The sequence below is a fragment of the Chryseobacterium sp. WLY505 genome, from assembly GCF_030846215.1.
Taxonomy (GTDB): Bacteria; Bacteroidota; Bacteroidia; order Flavobacteriales; family Weeksellaceae; genus Chryseobacterium.
In genome coordinates, this window is record NZ_JAVCWI010000001.1 from 256,073 (window position 1) to 276,985 (window position 20,913).

Below are 20,913 nucleotides of genomic sequence, written 5' to 3' on the forward strand. Positions count from 1 at the left end.
ACTGAGAAGCCAAAAAGAGTATAGCACAATCGTATAAAAAAAGTGGAAAATAGTGCAAGGGTTTCAATTTTAGTATTTTATTAACAGCAACGTACTCTCAAATTTTCTATATTTGAGTTAGTTCCTTTTCAAAAAAATTTAGAAATGAATAACAATAGTAAGATTTTATTAAATACTCCTGAATTGCGTAAGGAAAACCAACTATTGAGTCTTGTTGAAAACCAGACGAAGTTCAATCTAAACAATTGTGAGTTCAGTATTTATGAGACTCATAAGGCGGCGTTTGATGTAAAACTTCATTTCGAAAACATTGCATTTACTGCAATGCTGAGAGGGAAGAAACATATGAAACTGGATAAGAAGACCAATTATTTTGATTACTATCCGGGGGAAAGTATCCTTGTTGCTCCCGGAGAAACGATGGTGATTGATTTTCCTGAAGCGGATGAAACGCCAACACAATGTATTTCTTTAAGCCTTAATCCTGACTTTATTGAGGATTCTCTCAATTACCTGAATTATCATCTTCCAAAGGTGGATGAAACTTCACAATGGAATATTCAGCTGGATGAGTATTTTCTGTTTAATAATAAAGCACTGGCTTCTGCTACCAACAATATCATGAGAATTGCGATGGATGATAATTCGCAAAAGGATATCATGGCAGATTTTGCACTGAAGGAACTTCTGATCAGACTGATGCAGACCCAGGCAAGAGGCATGGTGGAAAAGAATATTGTTAAAAATAAATCCAGGATAGGTTTTGTGGTAGATTATATTAAAAGAAATCTGCACCAGAAATTGTCTATTGACAGTATTGCCAAGCTGGCGTATGTAAGCAAGTCGAATTTCTTTAAAATGTTTAAAGATGAACTGGGAACTTCCCCGAATGATTTTATTTTGCAGGAAAGAATTACCAGAGCCAAAGAATTACTGGCCAGCCAGACCAGCATTAAGGAAACCGCTTTTCAGACGGGATTTTCAGATACCAACTATTTCACAAGGGTATTTAAGCAACTGGAAGGTGTCACTCCGAAAAGTTACCAGGACCGTAGGGTAATGAGATAATGTATTGCTAAAAATAGCAATAAAAAAGAGCCCCATTTCTGGGACTCTTCTTAAAAAATATATTAAAATTAAATCTTAATATTTGTCATTTTGCTTAATATTCGGGTTTGCCTGAATAGCAGAAATAGGAATTGGCCACTGCCACTTGTAGCTTCCAGCTTCAAGAGTCTGTGCAACTGCAGGGGTACCTGTACCATCAAAAAGATCTCCTTTACCTGATCTCTGAATGGCAAGGTTTAATCTCTTCAATGTATACCATCTGTCATTTTCAAAGGCAAGCTCCAGTCTTCTTTCTTTCAGGATAGCATCTAAAAGTGCCTGTCCCGTTTCTGTACCAGGAGTAAATACAGTATATCTTTCAGCTCTCAATTTATTTAAAAGAACTAAAGCCTGTGCACCATTACCTGTTCTGTAATATGCTTCAGCAACGTTTAGCAGCACTTCTGCTCCTCTTAAATATCTTACCGGAACGATATTAGATGGCAAACCGGTAATACCTGAGTATTTTGTAACGTGATTATACTTTTGTTTACTATATACATCTGTAGTAAAATAAGCAGATTTTCTTACATCATTATCTGTATATGCAGTATATAAGTCATAATCTACAACAAATTCTGATCTTAACGCCGGAACAGATTGATTGTAAGCAACTCCTACTGTGTTTTGCTCAGCTGCGGAATTCGATACCTGGAATAAAACACCATCATTAATATCTCCTTCTTTTTCTTTCCAAATCTTATAAAAATTAGATTTCTGAGTAACACTTGAAGAAATACCCAATGCCAGCTCACCATATTTGATGGTGTTAGCATAGTCTCCTCTGTAAAGGTTTACTCTTGACAATAGTCCATAGATGGCAGCTTTGCTCAATCTTCCTTTATCCAGATCATTTTGAGTAATATTATCCGCAGCAAATAATAAATCTGCTATCACTTTATCATAAACCTGATCAACGGTAAGATTTCTTGATGATGTATTATTTAGGGGAGAATAAGTCTCTGAATAATAAATTCCGATTGTATTTTTAGCTCCTGCAGATTGAGTTGGAATTTGAGAATATGCTCTTACAATATCAAAATGAGCTATTGCTCTTAATGCTCTTGCTTCAGCTTCCAAATTTGTTTTCTGTGTTCCAGATAATACTCCGTTATTGATATATTTCAAAACAAAGTTAGCTCTGCTGATCACAAGATAAGCAGCAGTATACAATCCTGTTGTCTGTGAATTATCGGATGAGAATTCAAAGTTCGAAGCAGCCAGATTGGTATTTCTTCCTGTAGTTGTACGAACAAGATTATCAGTGGTAAGATCTCCCATGATAAGCTGGTTTCCTGTATCACTGGTATAATATCCGGCTCCTTTAAGCGCTGTATAGGCACCATCCATAGCTTGTCTGAAGGTTTCAGGTCTGGTCATTGCCTGCTCCTGATCTTCATTGATTGATGAGATTTGATCTAAATTTCTGTCGCAAGACGTTAACGAAACAAAGATGGTTAACGCAGCTAAACTTATTTTTATTATATTCTTTTTCATAAGGCTATTCAATATTAAAATTCTAATTGCAGTCCTACCAGGATTGTTCTTACAGCAGGGTAAGTATAAAGGTTATATGCTCCTGGAACGAACAAAGCTGTAGATTCATCTGATCCTACTGAAACTTCAGGTTCTCCGTGGAATTTAGTCACTGTAAATAAGTTTTGTCCCTGTACGTATGCTCTAAGCTTATTGATAGGAGATCCTTCACCAAGGAACGCTTTATCAAATGTGTATCCTAATGTAAGTGATCTTAATCTTAAGTAATCTGATTTTTCGATCCACTGATCAGAATCACGCATACCGTTTGAGTCAACTTTCTGGAATACTCCTGTGTCTCCCGGATTTTTCCAAACCTGAGCAGCAGCCTGAGCCATGTTTCTACCTGCAACAGCCAATGTTGGATCAACAGCAGCAGCATACATATTGTTATAAGTATAACCACCTAGTTTAAATGAGAAATCTGCGCTGAAATCAAGTCCTTTGTACTGAACGGTTGTTCCGAATCCACCAAAACTTTTTGGGAACGGAGATTTATCAGTAAGAGGAACTGCATTAGATGCACTGTAAACATCAGTAACATTTCCTTCTTTATCATAATATAATGCTTTTCCATTGCTTGGATCTACTCCGGCAAATCTTACATTATAGAATACATATGGAGTCTCACCTACTTTTAAATACGTATCTCCTAAGTTTCTTTGTGTTTGACCGTCTGCTAGCTTATCAAGAATTGACTTCTGGAAAGATATGTTAGCATGTAAGTTCCATTGGAAATCCTTCTTTTTGATTACATCTACACTAAGCTCAACTTCAAGACCTTTCTGAGACATATCTCCCGCATTGATATACTGGTAGTATCCTCCTTCCTGTTTGTCCAAAGGAACAAGCTGTACGAAATCTTTTCTCTTGTTTTTATATACTTCTACGGATCCACGAACTCTTCTGTTCCACATTGTGAAATCTACCCCTAAGTTGGTAATCGCGTTAGATTCCCATTTAAGATTGCTGTTCCCAATAATAAAATTACCTTGTGAAAGCGTACTAGGATATGAGATACCATTAGCACCATATAAACCGTAGCTGATATTATTGACATTATAGTAATCAGGCAAAGTACCATCGTTACCTGTTGTACCGTAAGATCCTCTAAGCTTTAAATCATTAATAAACCCACCTTTCATGAAGTCTTCCTTCGCGATATTCCAGGCTGCACTTGCAGACCAGAAAATACCACTTTGGTTATTGGCACCAAATCTTGATGAAGCGTCTCTTCTCAATGATCCTGTTACCAAATATCTGCCTTCATAATCATAGTTTAACATACCCGCTAAACTGAACAGGGTATTTCTTACCTTAACCCCAGTAAATGTATTTCTGTCAGATGGTGTTGTAATCGATGGAACATTGATTACCGGAGATTTCAATCCGTAAGCACCACCATTCATTGTTTCATTGTAGTTATCGTTATATTCGATAAATCCTAAGAAATCAAAGTTGTGACCTCCAAATGATTTTTTATAATTAATGGAGTTATTCCAGGTATAGTTAAATGTGTAGAATGAGTCTTTGTTCAATGAACCTGTAGGAACTTTGTTCACTGTAATATCCAGGTTTGAACCTTTTTGCATCCATCGAGTTCTCATGTACCAATCGAAAAGTCCATTAAAGTTTGACTTAAACTTCAGTCCATCGATAATTTTATATTCAGCGAATAAAGTTACCGGAATTCTCAGTCTCTGATCATCTGATCTATTAGTACGGATCTGCTCAACAACGTTGGAACCAGCTCTCATAGTCTGGTTGTAGCTGCCATCTGCATTATAAACCGGCTCATATGGGGCATATTTATACATGGCTGCAAATGGGTTCTGTGTGTTGTTTCTGTCTCTGAAATTCTGAGTTTCCTGATACTGAACCCCAAGGTTGACTCCTACGTTTAGCTTTTCACTCAGTTTATTGGTAAATCCAAAGTTACCTGTATATCTCTTAAGTCCGTCGATATCTCTGATAATCCCGTTATCAGAATCATATCCTAAAGAGTAATAGAAAGTACTTTCTCTAGACCCTCCCTGCGCACTGAATAAGTAAGACTGGATGCTTGAAGGCTTTAACAGATCTTTCTGCCAGTTGTGATCATAACCAGCAAGTGCATCGATTTCCTGTTGAGATCTTGGCTTAAATCCAAGGTACCCTAATTGATTCTGGAAATCCATCAACTCCCTGGAATTCATCATGGTATAATTTTTGTCTCTCAGCTTTTCACTGAAACCAAACTTAGTTTCGAATGAATAGTGAGTTTTCCCAGCTTTTCCGGCTTTAGTAGTTACTACTACTACCCCATTTGCTCCTCTCGCACCATACTGTGCTGTAGCAGCTGCATCTTTAAGAATTGAAATAGACTCAACATCTGCAGGGTTGATTGCACTAAACTGTCTTGCAGTCATATACATACCATTTACCACATAAGTAGGCTCTGAAGAACCACCAACACCGGCAATACCTCTCACCTGAATGGTAGCAGCAGCACCTGGCTGCCCGGTAGTACTTTGTACAAATACCCCTGAAGCTCTACCCTGTAAAGAGTTACCAATAGATGTTGTAGGAGAGTTTCTTCTGATTTCGTCACCCCCAACAACAGCCTGAGCCTGGGTAATTTCATCTGCTTTTTTCTTCTGGTATCCAGTAACGATTACCTCATCGATCTTATTCTCCTTCAGAACAGAATCATTCTTAGATTTTTGCGCAAAAGCAGCTTGTCCCAAAAAAAACAAAGCTCCTGCACTTAATACATGTAACTTCACATTCATATTAACAGATTTTAATATATTCAAGGGACAAATATGTAGATAAATATCTATACCGTCAATTCATTAAACGCTGAAAACAGGCTTCCATAAAGGGGAAATTCACATTGATACTTAAAAAATGATGGAGAATCATTTTAATTGTATTTAAAAAATTAACAAAAAATAAGTCAATTTATATATTAACGGAATTTTAATAAATTTGAAAATTAAAATCAATTTACTTCAAGAATAAACAATAGGTTAAAAAAATAAAGTCAAAATAGCTTTTTAGCTAAAAAATTAAAACAAACCGGTTAGTTAATTTTAGGAAAATGGAGAAAAAAATGGTCTATTTTCTTAATTTTTATATAAAAATTACATTCATAAAAGCATGAAACCCCTCTTTTTCAAAGGGGCTCATGTTGATTAATATAAAAAAAATGTTAACGAAGTATATCTCTCAATCTGTTGAGATCTTTTGATTTTTTAATTTATAATAATAAAAATAAAAAGCGTTTTGGCACGTTATGTATAATTATTATAAATTATAGTTTTGCCTTTAATATCCTGGGTTTTGAACAATTCCTGGGTTTGCATTTAGCTCATCTTGCGGGATGGGTAATGCAAACTTATAACTGTTATTAGGAAGATTGACCGGATTCGCTGCAGGATAATTAGCGGAACTTGAAGAATAATCAGCCGGATCCCTATCAATAGTAACATTAGCTAATATTCCCAATCTTTTCATGTCTATAAAACGGTGTCCTTCATATGCTAATTCTAATCTCCTTTCTTTCAAAATACCTGCCCAGGCAGCTGTCACGTTTGTAAATACAGGAGGAGTTTGTGCAACAGGAAATCTAGCGTCTAGAATAGCTTTTAATGCCAGCCCTACTCCAAGTAAATCTCCAGCCGCAGCTCTAGCTTCTGCTTTAATAAGGTACATTTCGGAGATCCTCATTATTTTAAAATCATTATTAAAACCATTCGTTCCTGTAGTGGCAGCAGTAACAGTACCAGACTCAGTCCCTCCATGCTTCTGAATAATTAGCTTGTCTGTGTTTCTGTAATCAGCAGAGGTTGCATAGTTGGGATCAATAACAGAAGATGGTGCTACAATTACATTTCGTCTCACATCAGTTGAGTTTTGATTCAGAATATTAAACAAAGCACGACTTACTTCGTATAATGGAGAACCATTTAAATTAGGAGCAACAGAACACCATCCATTATGTAAATTAGTTGCTTGTGAGTTTTGTTGGGCTGTTCTCTTTAATCTGAAAATAACCTCTTTATTGGCTGGTTCATTATCAGTAAAAAAAACTTTCCTGTAGTCCGCTTGATTGGCTAAAGTAACACCGGATGTATTAATTACATCATCCGCCCACTTTTCGGCATTAACAAAATCACCTTTATAGGCATAAGCGCGGGCTTTTAAACCCTTTGCAAAGTTTTTATTAGCAAAACTATTGTTTGGAGTATATCCGGTAAGACCGTTATAAATTGTTAATGCAGCGTCAAGGTCCTTATGGATTTGTGCATAAAATTCTCCGTTCTTAACTCTTGGATTTTCTTTTTCAGCAGATTCAAATATTCTATCTGCCAATATTCCTGCCAAAGCATTATCATCTTTTAAATTTGTTGAATAATAAGCCAGTATCCTTAAATGTCCATAAGCTCTCATAGTAAGAGCCTCAGCTTTCAATTGGGAGATTAATGCAGCATCAGCAGTACTAACAGGTTGTACACTATCAGCATATTTAATGACTCTGTTAGCTCTTGCTAATGCTGTATAAGTGCCAACCCAAATATTTGCAGCAAGAACTGAAGAAGGAACCACTAAAAAGATATATTCTTGAGATATTCCTTGTCCTCCGTTCGCATATCCAATTCCAACTTCGTCAGTAAAAACAGAAGTAAACACAGCTTCTGATCTATTAGAAAAGAGATTATAGGTCGAGTTCATAAGTTTCTGAAGATCTGAAGATTGCGTAACAGTTGTTTCTTCAGTTAAGGATCCGGGTGTAAAGGGACTTATCAACTCATTATCACAGGAAGTAAGTAATATTCCCGATGTTATTACGATATATTTAAATATTTTTTTCATTGCAATTTATCTTAATTTATTAAACTAGAATTTAACGTCAAAACCAAACGTGACAACTCGAGGCGAAGGATACCTCTGTTGATCGGATCCGTTTGGACTTTCCACATCATAGCCTCGCCATTTTGTAAAGGTCAATAGATTTTCGCCTTGTAATGTAAATGACATATCACTGATAAAGGTGCCCTTCAGAAATCTTTTAGGAATTCTGTATCCTAACTGAACATTTCTCAGTCTGAGATAAGATGCATCTACAAGAAATCTATCTGAATTTCCCTGCAATCCAACATTAGCAGCTTTTAAAGAAGGCACGTCCGTATTTGTATTGGTAGTTGTCCATGCATTTAAAAGATCCCGATCTACGTTAAACGAAGCTAAATTATTAGGATTATATATATCAGACATATCACCATCAATGCGCTTCAGCTTAGCAACAAATGTAAAAGTAGACGAAACAAAAAAGTTTTTGTAGCTAAAATCAAATCCAAAACCTCCCTGATATTTTGGTAATTTATTAACTCCCATACGTTTTCTGTCAGAATCCTTAGGACTTTCTGTAGGGTTTCCATCAGCATCTTCAAACAATAAATTACCATCAGAAGGATTTACCCCTAAATATTTATACAAAAAATATTCTCTAAGAAGACCTCCATTCTCAGTTACTACCAGCCCGTCAGTTATCCTGCCATTACCGGATTGAATGCCACTTATATTTTGATTATTGATTGACCCGTTTACCCTAAAAGTTAGTGAAATATCGTTTTCTTTATTTCTTATTACGTCATACGCCAGATTTAGTTCAATACCTTTATTTTGTAAAACAACGTCCGTATTTCTCACAATACTTAAAGTACCTGACACTGGTGCTGTCGGATCAGGCAAGTATAAATCATGAGTATCTTTCACATAATAATCAAATGACCCTCTTAGTCTCCTTTTAAAGAATTCAAAGTCGGATCCAATATTGTACTGTTTTGTTGTTTCCCATCTCAACTCTTTATCACCAAAAGCGATAGCATACCCTTGGTTTCCGCTATATGTGTTATTGGTTACAGAATATATATTAGTATATGCAGGAGGATTTAATCCAGCATAAATACTTCCATCAACAATTCTCTGGTTACCTTGTGTTCCATAAGATGCCCGAATTTTAAATGCATCTACAAATTTTACGTTTTGCATAAACTCTTCTTCATCTATATTCCATCTCCCTCCTACAGACCAAAAAGTACCCCATTGTTTATCTCCAAAAAATCTATTGGTTCCATCTCTCCTAAGAACTCCGGTAATTCCATACTTCTTACTAAAATCATAATCTAAAGATGCAAAATATGAGATCATGGCCCATTTTAACTTTGAAGCACTTGTTGCTGAAACATAAAAATCATTATTTGAGGTGTCTGCAATATATCCGGATCCCGTTCCAGGAACAAAAGTCTTGGGGTCCAGGCCTTTCTGTCTGTTATTATTAGTATTAAGCTGCGAATAGTTATATTCTGCATTTCCCTGAAGAGTAAAAGTATGCTTTCCAAATGCTTTGAAATATTCAAGTTGCCATAGATTATTAAATAAAAACTCGCGTCTTTGGTTCATGTCTTCAAAACCTGAAAACTCCTGTGCTCCTTTAAATAAAAATGCATTAAAAGAAAGTGGATATTCTGCCTGATTAAACCAAGTATTAAGATACTGTCCGGACGTTCTCGCTTTCGCTGTTAAATCATTTGTAATTTTATAAGATAAATTAGCAGCCATATCCAGTCTCATTTCCTCTGTAAGATTATTATAATTCACTAACTTATCCATTAGCATTAAAGGAGTATATAACAATGTTCCATCTTTACTATATAAATCAAACAATTGTTGTCCATTTTGGTATAAATCAGGAGATAAATATGGAGCAGAACGGTATGCACCTAAAATAAAATTCCTGTTAACAGCTCCTGCATCAAGAATAGCTTCATTATTTTTTGAAAAACCTAACCCTGTTACCAAAGAGTACTTAAAGCGTTCATTCTCACTCTTGCCATTAATATTATTTCTTACGGTAAATCTCTTTAATCCAGTTGTTCTTAAAATTCCCTCATTTTCGAGATAACCAATAGATGTATATGAATTGATATTTCTTCCCCCAGATTCTAATGATAAGTCATGGCTCTGAGTAATAGCAGGCCTAAAGAAAACTTTCTTCCAATCAGTGTTTATATTATAGCTTGCAATCTGCTCATCAGTCATTTTAGCCCCAGCACCTACTCCATATATTTTTTGAAGACTTAAAAATTCCTTAGAGTCAGAAAGATTGTATTTCGGATCTTGTAAAAATGAAATACCAAACTGATTGCTATACCTGACACGCATATTTTGGTTAAATTTACCTTTTTTAGTAGTGATCAATATAACTCCATTTGATCCTCGAGATCCATATTCCGCAATAGCGGCTGCGTCTTTCAATACAGAAAATGTATCAATGTCATTGGGATTAATTGACCTAAAATTATCACTGTTGGAAGGAAACCCATCTATCACATATAGAGGGTCTGAATTACCACTATATGTACCTACTCCTCTAATAACAACCGTAGGTTTTGCACCAGGCTGCCCTGTGCTCGCTGTAACATTTACTCCGGCCAACTGTCCCTGTATAATATTCATCACATTGGCGTTTGGCCTGTTTTCTATAGTTTTGCTGTCAATGGTAGCTACTGAAGTTGCAGCGTTCTTCTTGGTCATACTCCTATAACCAAGAACAATCACTTCATCAATATCTCTTACTTTTACAGTATCCTTTTTCAATTTTTGTCCCGCAACTATCTGTCCTATAAAGAACAAAGCTCCGGCACTTAGTACGCATGATTTCACATTCATATTAACAGTTTTTAATATCCTGAGCAAATATGTTAATAATCCTTAACAGATTCAACTCACAAAACACTGTAATACAATACCTTAAAAAATATTTAATTCTTAATAAAGACAAATAAATGCCAGCCCAGATTGGGAATTATTATTATTAATTAAAAAAATAAATCAGAATAGACATTTGACTATATTTTAACAAGTGAAAAAAAAACCACAAGGTTTAACTTTATCAAAAAAAACAGCACAAAAAATTAACAGAATAAAAAAAATATCTTAAAAAAATTCAAAATCAAGCAATACAAATTCGCATAAAAGTATCAAAATGATAAAAATATGACATAAAAAATATTCCCAAAAAGAAAGCACCTCAAATTTTGAGGTGCTTTCTTTTATATATAGTAAACTACTACTTCTTAAAGCTATAGTATCTTGCCCCGATTAAAACCGGATTTTTCTCTTCAATAGAATCAAGCCCAAAACCTTTATAATTACTGTTTACAGATTCTTTCAATTGCTTTCTGTGAAGTTTTTCATAAGTTTCAAAGTTTACTGCTGTTCTTTGAGCCAAACTTTCAAACAAATTCCATTTTTCTGCTACCTTTCTCCAGTTCGCAGAAACTTTTCCAGCAAATACTTTTGATTTTGAACCACTTCCATAACCTACAAAACCAATTTCTTTTCCAGAAAGATCTTCATTTTCGTTAAAAGATGTTTCTAATGCGGAAAGAAATGCCATAAAAATAGAAGCGGTGTACATATTTCCTATCTCAGAAGAAGCTCTCTGTGTTTTTTCTATCTTATCATTAATAAGTTTCAGATAGTTTTCTGATTTAGCAACAGCTTTTTGTTCATCTGCTGTTTCGTAGGAAAGACCGTTCTCAAGGCTATAGATTTCTGTAAAAACCCTTTTCCCATGGAAGGCATAAGGAAGATGGAAAATAATATACTGCCAGTTTTCGTAGGGCTTTTCCTGTCCGGTTATTTCTTTATAATGATGATAAGCTTCTTTTATTCTATCCTGATAGCACTGGTTAGAATATTGTCCGTCAAAAACAGGTTCATCCGTGAAAATTTCAATCTTGTCAGGATAGGCTTCCGGAGCTCCATTCAAATCTTCTTTATTATATGATCTTCTCGGTTTGAAAAAATCGAAGACACTTTCTGAAGCAACTCCCCAGTTATTTTCTATTTCAAGAAGATCGGGTTTTGACGAAACCAACAGAGCAACAGCGCCTCCTCCCTGCGTGTATTCTCCTGAAGAAGCCAATTCATATTTTGCATAATCACTGGCAATGACTACTGCTTTTTTATCTGGATTTACTCTTACAAAATCCAGAGCGTTATGCAATGCATCTACTCCTCCTACACAGGCAAAAGTCATATCAAGTACGTCACAGTTTCTGAAGCATCTTGTTCCAAATTCTTCTTCCAAAACTTTTTCTACCATTTGTACAGCATAGGAAGCTGTAGGTTTTGCAGCGTCAACAGCGCTTTCTGTTCCCAGGTATACTCTTGCTATTTCTTCAGGATTGATTTGATAGTCTTTTATAAGCTTCAGTAATGCTTCTGCTGCAAAAGTAGCAGCGTCTTCGTGAACATCAGAAAGTCCCATTTTATGAAGACCTAAGCCTTTTTCCAATTTTGCCGGTTCTATTCCTCTTTTTTCTGCTAAATCCTTAATTTCCAAATATAAACCAGGCACATAATACCCCGCTGCTTCAATTCCAAAACTCATAATTGTCTAAATTTTAAACGAATTTATGAAAGATAATGCAAAAAACAGTGGTAAAAAATGCTAATTTTTGCAACATCGTTAAAAACCAATGTATTTAAAAACGATAATCCAATAATTTATATACACTTCATGATCAAAAGAAAGCCGGCAAATCTGCCGGCTTCATTTATTTACTTATAATTTTCAATAGCTTTATTAATGACATCGATCTGTTTGTTGATACTTGCTGCATTTTGTGGATTCTGTTTCAGCAGTTCCATTTTTTTGCTCAAACCATCTTTCAGCATCTGAACCATCATCATTTTAGCTTGCGGATTGCCTGCCATCTGATTTTTGGCATATCCTGCTATTTTTGTAACGCTTTCTGTTGCTTTCAGATTATCTGAGGTCATGATCCAGTTGAAACCATCTTCAGCTGCTTTTCCCAATTCCGGATTCTGGAATTTAATAAAAGGATAAAAGGTAACAAGAGGTGCAATATTTTCTATCTGGGAAGTAATTTTGTTTTTCACAATAATGGGCAGTAATTGTGCCTGCAATTCTTCTGAAGCTCCCTTCATATCAATTTTATCAGCCAGAGTGCCGGCTCTTGACGGATCAATAGAAAGAAGTGCTCCCATTGAACTACCTTTTACAGCATTAGAAACTGCAGTCGATCCTTTTTCAAATAAAGGAAGGTATTTTTTGTCTTTTGTTTTTCCTAAAGCCGCAATAGCCGCAGCCTGAGTTAACGTTTTCGGATCATTGGAAGCCATTTTTTCCACTTCAGCACCCAATGCTTTCATTTGTTCAGGATTAGTAAGGTCTATTAAGTTTAATGCTTTTATTCTGACTCTGAAGAAAGGATCTTTTAATGCGGCAGCCAATAATTTTACAGCGGCAGGACTTTTTCCGGCCTGATCTTTAATTCCGTTTAAGGCCAGGTATCTGCTTTTGAATTCTTTGGAATTGGTAAACTGCATCAGGTTCTGTTCCGGGGTTTTAGTATCTGTAATATCAGCCAGTAAAACTCCGTCCGCATTGATATTGATAAGATCCGGAGCCTTGGAAACATCAAAACTGAAAGTATTTTTAGCTTCTGCATTTACCCAGACATTATATCTTTTAGGTTTTCCGTTATCGTATACATCTATTGCCAGAGGAAATTCAAATGGTTTTTCCTGAGTTTGATTAATGGTTACAGCAACCTGTTTTTTTACCGGCTCAAAGGTGGATGAATAATTAATCTTTGGGTTTCCGCTTCCAAAATACCATTGATTAAAGAACCAGTTTAAGTCTTTCCCGGAAACTTTTTCAAAAGAGAGTCTTAATTGGTGGGCTTCAGCATTTTGGTATTCATTGGTTTTCAGGTAATCGTTCATTCCGGCAAAGAAAGCGTCATCTCCCAGATAATTTCTCAGCATATTTAAAATGCCACCTCCTTTCTGATAGGTTACCAGATCAAAAACATCTTCACGGGATTCATAGTTGAATCTCACCAGGTTTTTATTAAAATCGCCCGGGTTGTGAAGATAGTTATTCACATCAGTCATCAGGTGATAATCTGCCTGATCTTTTCCGTACTTGTATTCATTCCAAAGGTATTCGGAATAGTTGGCAAAAGATTCATTCACGGTAAGATTACTCCAGCTTTCTGCAGTTACCAGGTCTCCAAACCAATGGTGAAACAATTCGTGAGCAATGGTATCTTCCCAGGTATTTTCATCAATAAGTTGTCCCGGTTTCTGAAGGATATCGCTTCCATGAAGTGTGGCTGTGGTATTTTCCATCGCACCACTTACATAATCTCTTCCTGAAATCTGAGCATATTTTGCCCATGGATAATCATAGTTCAGTTTTTTGGAGAAAAAGTCGATCATTTCCGGAGTATTTCCGTAGATCTGCCTGGCATAGGGTTCGTATTCTTTTTCGATATAATAATCAACCGGAATATTTTTCCATTTGTCTTTTACCACTGCATACTCTCCTACACCCATAAAGAAAAGATAGGTAGAATGTCTTTTATCCATCACCCAGTGATCTGTTCTGAGTCCGTTCGATTCTTTTTTTGAATCTTTCATAAGACCATTGGAAAGGGTAACATATTTATCAGGAACTGTCATATAGATTTCCTGTGTAGTCTTTTGGTTGGGTTTATCAATTGTTGGGAACCATGCGGAAGAAGATTCGGTTTCTCCCTGTGTCCAGATTTGTGTAGGCTTATCCGGTTCTGTTCCCTGAGCATTAATAAAATACAATCCTTTTGCATCATTGATCGCCATACTTCCTTCCTGTTTCACTTCATTCGGGCGGGAGGTGTATTTGATGTAAACGGTATAATCCTGGTTTCTCTGATAGGTTTTATCCAGAGTAATTTTTAGAATATCGTCTTTGTATTCGTATTTTAAAGGAGATTTTTTGCCACTGTTATCAAGAGCCACTTCATGAATCAGCATTCCTTTTGCATCAAGAGTAAGCTCGTTGGTTGCATAGAAGTAAGGAGAGGCAGTAAGCCATTCTTCCCCGTTCATCTGTTCTTTCTGATAATCAAAATTTACTTTTAGCTTGGTGTGTTTAAGTTCTGTTACTTTAGTGTGGGTAGCTCTGTACACTTTTTCCCTTCCTGAAGTTTCAGTTTGTGCTGATACATTGGCGGAAAATAAAATTCCAAGTATAGCAATTGATAAAATGGCCTTTCTCATCGGTCTACTTTATTATTTTTTAGAATTATTTTTTGATGATAATGTCGAAAATATCATTGACTAATGTTTCATAGTCACCTGTTTTAAGCTGTTCTTTCGTTTTTGCGAAGGCTTTTTTGAGTTCACTTTCCGGATTTTCGTCATCCACTATTTCTGCGGATGCTACACCTTTCAATTGAAGTACTGCGTTTTTCAATGCTTCCATATCTGCCTTGTCTTCTATATTAATTTTTAAATACTTCATAATTTGTTCTTAAGCATTTGGTATTTATGATTTACTGCAAGTCTACAGATTCTTTTACAAAAAAGGATCCGATGGAGTTGTTCTTTCAAATGTAAGAAACTATTGTCAAAAGAAAGTCTACCAAAGGATTTATATTCTGATTTCCCGACTTATGAGCACAGATAATGCTTCTATTACTGTTAAAATAATAGAAGTAAATTTAAAAAATAAAAAGATATAAAAATATTAAATCGCTACAGGAGCTTTGATCCCTGGATGCGGATCATAATTTTCCAACGTAAAGTCTTCGAAATTGAAATCAAAAATGTCTTTAACATCAGGATTCAGTTTCATTGTAGGAAGTGCTTTTGGTTCTCTTCCAAGCTGTCTGTTTACCTGTTCAAAATGATTGTTGTAGATATGAACATCTCCAAAACTGTGAACGTAATCTCCTACTTCAAGATCACAAACCTGGGCTACCATCATCAACAGTAGTGCATAACTTGCAATATTGAAGGGTACGCCAAGGAAAACGTCGGCACTTCTCTGATATAGCTGTAAGGATAATTTACCATCAGCTACATAAAACTGGAATAAAGCGTGACAAGGAGCCAAAGCCATGTTAGGAATTTCTGCCACATTCCAGGCTGATACGATCAGTCTTCTGGAATCCGGATTTTTTTTGATCTGATCGATTACTTCTGTAATCTGATCTACCACTTTTCCGTCTGCTCCACTCCAGCTTCTCCACTGCGCTCCGTAGACAGGTCCCAGATCTCCATTTTCATTGGCCCATTCATCCCATATGCTTACTCCGTTATCTTTAAGATACTTAATATTGGTATCTCCTTTCAGAAACCAAAGCAATTCATAGATAATGGATTTCAAATGCACTTTTTTTGTGGTTACCAAAGGAAATCCTTTAGACAGATCATACCTCAGCTGATAACCGAAAACACTTCTTGTTCCAGTGCCTGTTCTGTCGGTTTTATCAGTTCCGTTGTCTAAAATATGCTGTAAAAGATCCAGGTAGTTTTGCATTTTGAATGAGATTTTAAGTTCCAAATTTAGTAAAAACCAACAAAAAAAGCACTCACTTTTATGAATGCTTTTTATAGAGACAATGTTTATTTTCTATTAAACAACTGTATATCTGCAATCTAACAGATCTTAATTTTACCATATATTTTCAATAGTCTGATGAATGGTGTTGACAATGAAATTTTCTCCTGCCTTTTTACTATACATGATTTTAACCAAAGGAGATTCTGCAGAAACGGTCATGATTTTCTGGTTTTCAAAAACAATTTCTCCCATAGAAACTGCTACGTAAAAGAGTCCTTTATCGGTTTTTACCAAAGCTCCGTTCTGAACTTTTTCTGAAGGATCAGATGTTATTTTTTGCAAAACAGCCTGCTGGTTCAATACCTCATTCAACTGTCTCTGCAGATTATTGATTTCCTGCTGAAGCATTTCTCTTCCGGTTTCATATTTGTCCCCCATTGAGCTTTTCGTATCGTTGTTGGAAGCTCTTGTTTCTGCAATAAGATTTTCAAAATACCGGATTTTGTCTGCCGCTTTTGCTTTTATGATATTGATTATTTCCTGTTTGTTCATTGGATGATTGTTTTTTATTGCGGGCAGATAAACCACCCCGTCAAAATCATAGATTTTGACACCCCTCCAGCGGAGGGGAATTGAGCACCTTTAAAGACAAATTGTTAAAATTTACTGTTTAAGCTAAGTTTCAAAGGCATTGCTTTTTATTTTTCAAATACGGCATAATCAGAAACTTTGAAACTGAAGTCTTTTCCGTTGCTGAAATCTCTTTTTGTTTTATCAAAAATATTTCTGAATGTTCCGGACAGATGGTCGTCTTCAATGGAGAAATTAACCGGTTCTTTTGACATGTTGAGTACTACCAGCACTTCATCTTTTCCATTTTTCCTTACATAAGCGAGAATTTTATCATTGGCTGTCGTATTGAGAAGATAGGTTGTTACATTAGCATCTCCGCCTCTTAAGGCTGGATTGGAAGCTTTTAAATCCAATAGTGTTTTATAGAAATCAGCAACCTGATACGTATTCGTCCACTTGATAACATCTTTCTCGAAAAATTCCAATCTCTTCATATTGGGAAGTTCCTGTCCTGAGTATAATAGCGGTACACCATTCCATGTGGCAGAGAATACTGCCATAGGCTTGGTGATCACTCCATATTTCTCATATTCGGTCCCGTTCCACGAGTTTTCATCATGATTTGTGGTAAACCAGGCTCGCATTGAGGCATCTCCGATATTGGAATACTGTCTCAGAAGATCTTTTAATTCCTGAAGAGGTTCATTATTTTTATAATAATCTGCAGATTTATGCATCCATTTCCAGGAATAACTGGCGTCAAAAACTTTTCCGTATTCGGGACTTTCCAACTCATCAAATTCTCCCAACCAGAAAAGGGGTTTCACTTTTTCCACTTCAGGACGTGCCTGTTCCCAGAAATCAACTTCTACCCATGAAGCAAGGTCACATCGGAATCCGTCGATATTGGTTTCCTGCACCCAGAACTTCATAGCATCTATCATAGCCTGTCGCATTTCCTGGTTTTTATAATCCAATTCAATAATATCATCCATTCCGGAAGCAATATGGAATTTTCCGTCAGGATCTTTAAGATAAAATTCAGGGTGTGTTTTTGTCCAAACGTGGTCCCACCCTGTGTGATTGGCTACCCAATCTATGATTACTTTAAATCCTAATCGGTGGGCTTCATTCACCATATCCTTAAAATCCTGTAGTGTACCAAATTCCGGATTAACAGAGGTGTAATCTGCCGCGGCATACGGACTTCCCAGACTTCCTTTTTTGTTCTGCTGGGCAATGGGTGTGATAGGCATGAACCAAAGGGTTTTTATTCCCATCGATTTCAGGCGGGGCATCTCTTTTGCAAATGCTTTGAAAGTTCCTTCCTGAGTATATTGTCTTATGTTTACTTCGTAGATATTTGTAGTATGTTTCCAATCTTTTGGCAGTTCTGTCATCTTCCGGATATTTTTTTGAGTGGTACAGGAAACAATTCCCAGACCAATTACAGCTAACAAAATTAATTTTTTCATTAAACTATTTTTAACAAAAGTAAGGATTGTTTTTGGAGAGAAAAGGTAAAAACGTGAAATTATTACATGGAGAAATGATAAAACAAAAAGGAAAATTCATCAATCAGCTTATTTTTGAATTCGAATTTTTCAGGCATAAAAAACCCCGGGTTACAACCCAGGGCTCATATATTTTATTGACTATCTTTCGTCGTCATTGTCATCCTCATCATCAAAGACATCGTCATTGTAGTCTTCCTCTTCCTCATCATCAAAGTTGTCATCATCTTCATCTGAAAAGTTTCCTCCTCCGAAATCGTCATCAAAACCAAACTCATCATCTACCAACGGCATTGCTGACTTCTTTTTTCCACCTCCTGCATTTCCGTTTTTGCTAGGAGCCTTTAACGGAACATTTCCGAATCTGTATACTGTGATTGGATAGTTCACGCCTTTTGTTTCTTCGATCACTTCAATAAGCTCACAGAAGAATTCCCAAAGATCAAGAAGCCCATACTGGAACTGTGCCTTGTCTCCTACATTTTCAAAAGCTTCATCAATATAAACATCTGACATGATCTCACCATCACCATCATCACTCATATCTTCCAATGGGACACTTTTTACGATTGTTCCGTCATCTTCCAACAGATTAAAAGTAGAAAGCTCATCTCCCTGCAGACTGAATGCACTTTTAATTCCTAAATGTAAGTTCCATAACGTTTGTTTTCCCTTAACTTCGACATCACGGAAAATATCCTCTTTCGCATCTAATATTACGCGGATTTTGTAAACCATATCAGTTTCTTAAATTACTTTTTTGCCTTTATAATTATGATAAATCTCTGTTGCAAATATATAATAAATGACATGTGACAAAAAAATATTTCAGGATTTTTTAAAATATTTTTTTTTCTTACATTTTGCCGGAATTATTTACTTTTTTCGAGCATAAAACTGAACTTCGTCCCTTCAAGGTATACACTTTCTACAGTAATGTTTTCGTTGTGTGCTTCAAGGATGTGCTTTACAATCGCCAGCCCAAGTCCGGAACCGCCTTCTCTTCTGCTTCTGCTGGTTTCCACACGGTAAAATCTTTCAAAGATTCGCGGAAGGATTTCAGATTTTATTCCCATTCCGTTATCTATCACCTCTATCAGCACCTTATTTTTCAGAATACTGGTTTTTACAATCACTTTTGCTTCCTGTCTGTTGGCATAATGAATGGCATTGGAGATCAGATTAATAAAAACCTGAGAAATTTTCTGTTTATCGGCTTCCACAAAGATCTGCGGATGAAGGGTCTGAATCTGTAATGTTGTATTTCTTTTTTCAGCTTCAAGATCAAGAAGGTCAAAAATTTCTTTGATCAGAAGGTTGACATCAAATTTTGAAACGGTAAGATTGATTTCACCGGCTTCCAGCCTGTTAATCATATCAAGATCTGTTACAATAGCGATTAGTCTTTCTACCGATTTATCAATTCTTTCGAGATATTTATCCCGGATGGTAAGGTTATCTACTCCGCCATCTCTCAGAGTTTCTACATATCCCTGAATAGAAAACAAAGGGGTTTTAAGCTCATGGGAAACATTTCCAATGTATTCTTTACGATAACTTTCCATCTCTTTCATCATATCAATTTCTGATACCTGCTGTTGATTGAGATCTGAAAATCTTTCTCCTAATTCTTTAATGGTTATATTTTCGTCATGATTCTGTACTATTTCCTGCGGAAGAAATCCGGAAAGACCTTTAACCTGTTTTCTGCTGTAGTAATTGAAGAGGAGCTCCAGTACTACACAGTTGATCAGGAAGATCAGGACAATACAGATGAAAAGACCCGTTTTGAACAAAGGGGTCTCATAATAGATATCTTTCAGCGAATCGAATACGACACCTAAAAGGAGCATTACCAGTGTCAGCAGACAGGAGGCAACGAGAGTAAGTCTGTAAAATTTCAATTTTACAACGTTTTAATGATTGAACGTAAAGTTAAGATTTTTAAATAATTAAACGATCAGTTTATACCCAATCCCTTTTAATGTCTGAATCGTATTGATTCCCAGTTTTTCTCTAAGTCTTCTGATGTGAACATCAATGGTTCTTTCTCCTACGATCACATCATTACCCCAAACTTTTTCCAGGATCTCTTCTCTTTTGAAAACTTTTTCAGTATTGGAAGCCAAAAGGTAAAGCAAATCAAATTCTTTTTTAGGAAGAAGAAATTGCTGCCCGCTTTTGGAAACTCTGAAATTATCTTTGTCGATAACAAGGTCTCCGATTTCGATGAGTTTAGCATTGTCAGAAACCTGAGAGGTTAGCTGCAATAATGCATTTACTTTAGAGATAAGGATCTTTGGTTTGATCAGTTTTACGACATAATCATTGGCTCCCGCCTGAAAACCTGCTAACTGAGAAAACTCTTCGCTTCTTGCAGAAAGGAACACAATAAGTGTTTTTTGCAGTTCTTTCACTTTACGAAGTTCCTGACAGGTTTCTATCCCATCTTTTTCAGGCATCATGACATCTAATAAGATAAGATCCGGAACAATTTCCTTCGCTTTTTCTATACCTTCGTTACCATTGGTAGCGGTATAGATATCATACCCTTCCTTTTCCAAATTGTAAGACAGAATCTCTAAAATGTCCAGTTCATCGTCTATTAAAAGAATTTTTTTGCTCATCTTCTAGTTTAAGAATTCCCACAAAATTAATTATTTCAATTGATTTCATCTATCTGCCAAATGTTAACTAATTATTAAAAAATAACACCGTAGCTATAAATTATAAAATCAATAAAAAAACCAATAAATAAATATACACAAA

14 protein-coding genes are annotated in these 20,913 nt (G+C 35.9%); 1 reads left to right on the plus strand and 13 read right to left on the minus strand.

Annotated elements, in window-relative coordinates:
• Positions 1–144: 144 nt before the first annotated feature.
• Positions 145–1,068 (plus strand): helix-turn-helix domain-containing protein, encoded by a 924-nt coding sequence (locus RAH34_RS01135; RefSeq protein ID WP_306594881.1) that lies wholly within the window; start codon positions 145–147, stop codon positions 1,066–1,068.
• A gap of 75 nt (positions 1,069–1,143) precedes the next feature.
• Here RAH34_RS01135 and RAH34_RS01140 read toward each other — a convergent pair whose 3' ends face one another.
• The 13 genes from RAH34_RS01140 to RAH34_RS01200 all read right to left on the minus strand — a co-directional run bounded on the left by RAH34_RS01140 (position 1,144) and on the right by RAH34_RS01200 (position 20,771).
• Positions 1,144–2,604 carry a RagB/SusD family nutrient uptake outer membrane protein gene (locus RAH34_RS01140; protein ID WP_114819034.1) on the minus strand — a complete coding sequence of 487 codons (1,461 nt, stop codon included), beginning with the start codon at positions 2,602–2,604 and terminating at the stop codon, positions 1,144–1,146.
• Positions 2,605–2,618: 14 nt separating this feature from the next.
• Positions 2,619–5,414 carry a SusC/RagA family TonB-linked outer membrane protein gene (locus tag RAH34_RS01145; RefSeq protein WP_306594882.1) on the minus strand — a complete coding sequence of 932 codons (2,796 nt, stop codon included), beginning with the start codon at positions 5,412–5,414 and terminating at the stop codon, positions 2,619–2,621.
• A gap of 538 nt (positions 5,415–5,952) precedes the next feature.
• Complete coding sequence (locus RAH34_RS01150; protein ID WP_114819032.1) at positions 5,953–7,500, minus strand: RagB/SusD family nutrient uptake outer membrane protein; 1,548 nt, start codon at positions 7,498–7,500, stop codon at positions 5,953–5,955.
• Between the two features lie 24 nt (positions 7,501–7,524).
• Positions 7,525–10,359 carry a SusC/RagA family TonB-linked outer membrane protein gene (locus RAH34_RS01155; protein WP_306594883.1) on the minus strand — a complete coding sequence of 945 codons (2,835 nt, stop codon included), beginning with the start codon at positions 10,357–10,359 and terminating at the stop codon, positions 7,525–7,527.
• 400 nt (positions 10,360–10,759) lie between these two features.
• Positions 10,760–12,088, minus strand: coding sequence for a hydroxymethylglutaryl-CoA synthase family protein (locus tag RAH34_RS01160; RefSeq protein WP_114819030.1), 1,329 nt, complete (start codon positions 12,086–12,088; stop codon positions 10,760–10,762).
• A 170-nt stretch (positions 12,089–12,258) separates the two neighbouring features.
• On the minus strand, positions 12,259–14,769 hold the full coding sequence (locus tag RAH34_RS01165) for a M1 family metallopeptidase (protein ID WP_114819029.1): 2,511 nt from the start codon (positions 14,767–14,769) through the stop codon (positions 12,259–12,261).
• 25 nt (positions 14,770–14,794) lie between these two features.
• Positions 14,795–15,013, minus strand: a complete 219-nt coding sequence (locus tag RAH34_RS01170; protein ID WP_114819028.1) for a hypothetical protein — start codon at positions 15,011–15,013, stop codon at positions 14,795–14,797.
• Between the two features lie 225 nt (positions 15,014–15,238).
• Entirely contained in the window at positions 15,239–16,033 is a 795-nt protein-coding gene (locus RAH34_RS01175) for a thymidylate synthase (RefSeq protein ID WP_114819027.1), read from the minus strand.
• A gap of 135 nt (positions 16,034–16,168) precedes the next feature.
• The gene (locus tag RAH34_RS01180) at positions 16,169–16,609 is read right to left on the minus strand and encodes a hypothetical protein (RefSeq protein ID WP_114819026.1); all 441 of its coding nucleotides are present in this window, start codon (positions 16,607–16,609) and stop codon (positions 16,169–16,171) included.
• 146 nt (positions 16,610–16,755) lie between these two features.
• A complete protein-coding gene (locus RAH34_RS01185) occupies positions 16,756–18,105 on the minus strand; it encodes an alpha-amylase family glycosyl hydrolase (RefSeq protein ID WP_306594884.1) in 1,350 nt (449 codons plus the stop codon).
• A gap of 180 nt (positions 18,106–18,285) precedes the next feature.
• Positions 18,286–18,882: a hypothetical protein gene (locus RAH34_RS01190; RefSeq protein WP_114819025.1), complete on the minus strand. Its 597-nt coding sequence runs from the start codon at positions 18,880–18,882 to the stop codon at positions 18,286–18,288.
• A 134-nt stretch (positions 18,883–19,016) separates the two neighbouring features.
• On the minus strand, positions 19,017–20,048 hold the full coding sequence (locus RAH34_RS01195; protein WP_079242785.1) for a cell wall metabolism sensor histidine kinase WalK: 1,032 nt from the start codon (positions 20,046–20,048) through the stop codon (positions 19,017–19,019).
• Between the two features lie 48 nt (positions 20,049–20,096).
• Positions 20,097–20,771 (minus strand): response regulator, encoded by a 675-nt coding sequence (locus RAH34_RS01200; RefSeq protein ID WP_076596113.1) that lies wholly within the window; start codon positions 20,769–20,771, stop codon positions 20,097–20,099.
• Positions 20,772–20,913 lie beyond the last annotated feature (142 nt).

Bases quoted from the DNA above. Each gene is read 5' to 3' on its own strand.
- RAH34_RS01135 (WP_306594881.1), top strand. From the start codon at position 145: ATGAATAACAATAGTAAGATTTTATTAAATACTCCTGAATTGCGTAAG.
- RAH34_RS01140 (WP_114819034.1), bottom strand. From the start codon at position 2,604: ATGAAAAAGAATATAATAAAAATAAGTTTAGCTGCGTTAACCATCTTT.
- RAH34_RS01145 (WP_306594882.1), bottom strand. From the start codon at position 5,414: ATGAATGTGAAGTTACATGTATTAAGTGCAGGAGCTTTGTTTTTTTTG.
- RAH34_RS01150 (WP_114819032.1), bottom strand. From the start codon at position 7,500: ATGAAAAAAATATTTAAATATATCGTAATAACATCGGGAATATTACTT.
- RAH34_RS01155 (WP_306594883.1), bottom strand. From the start codon at position 10,359: ATGAATGTGAAATCATGCGTACTAAGTGCCGGAGCTTTGTTCTTTATA.
- RAH34_RS01160 (WP_114819030.1), bottom strand. From the start codon at position 12,088: ATGAGTTTTGGAATTGAAGCAGCGGGGTATTATGTGCCTGGTTTATAT.
- RAH34_RS01165 (WP_114819029.1), bottom strand. From the start codon at position 14,769: ATGAGAAAGGCCATTTTATCAATTGCTATACTTGGAATTTTATTTTCC.
- RAH34_RS01170 (WP_114819028.1), bottom strand. From the start codon at position 15,013: ATGAAGTATTTAAAAATTAATATAGAAGACAAGGCAGATATGGAAGCA.
- RAH34_RS01175 (WP_114819027.1), bottom strand. From the start codon at position 16,033: ATGCAAAACTACCTGGATCTTTTACAGCATATTTTAGACAACGGAACT.
- RAH34_RS01180 (WP_114819026.1), bottom strand. From the start codon at position 16,609: ATGAACAAACAGGAAATAATCAATATCATAAAAGCAAAAGCGGCAGAC.
- RAH34_RS01185 (WP_306594884.1), bottom strand. From the start codon at position 18,105: ATGAAAAAATTAATTTTGTTAGCTGTAATTGGTCTGGGAATTGTTTCC.
- RAH34_RS01190 (WP_114819025.1), bottom strand. From the start codon at position 18,882: ATGGTTTACAAAATCCGCGTAATATTAGATGCGAAAGAGGATATTTTC.
- RAH34_RS01200 (WP_076596113.1), bottom strand. From the start codon at position 20,771: ATGAGCAAAAAAATTCTTTTAATAGACGATGAACTGGACATTTTAGAG.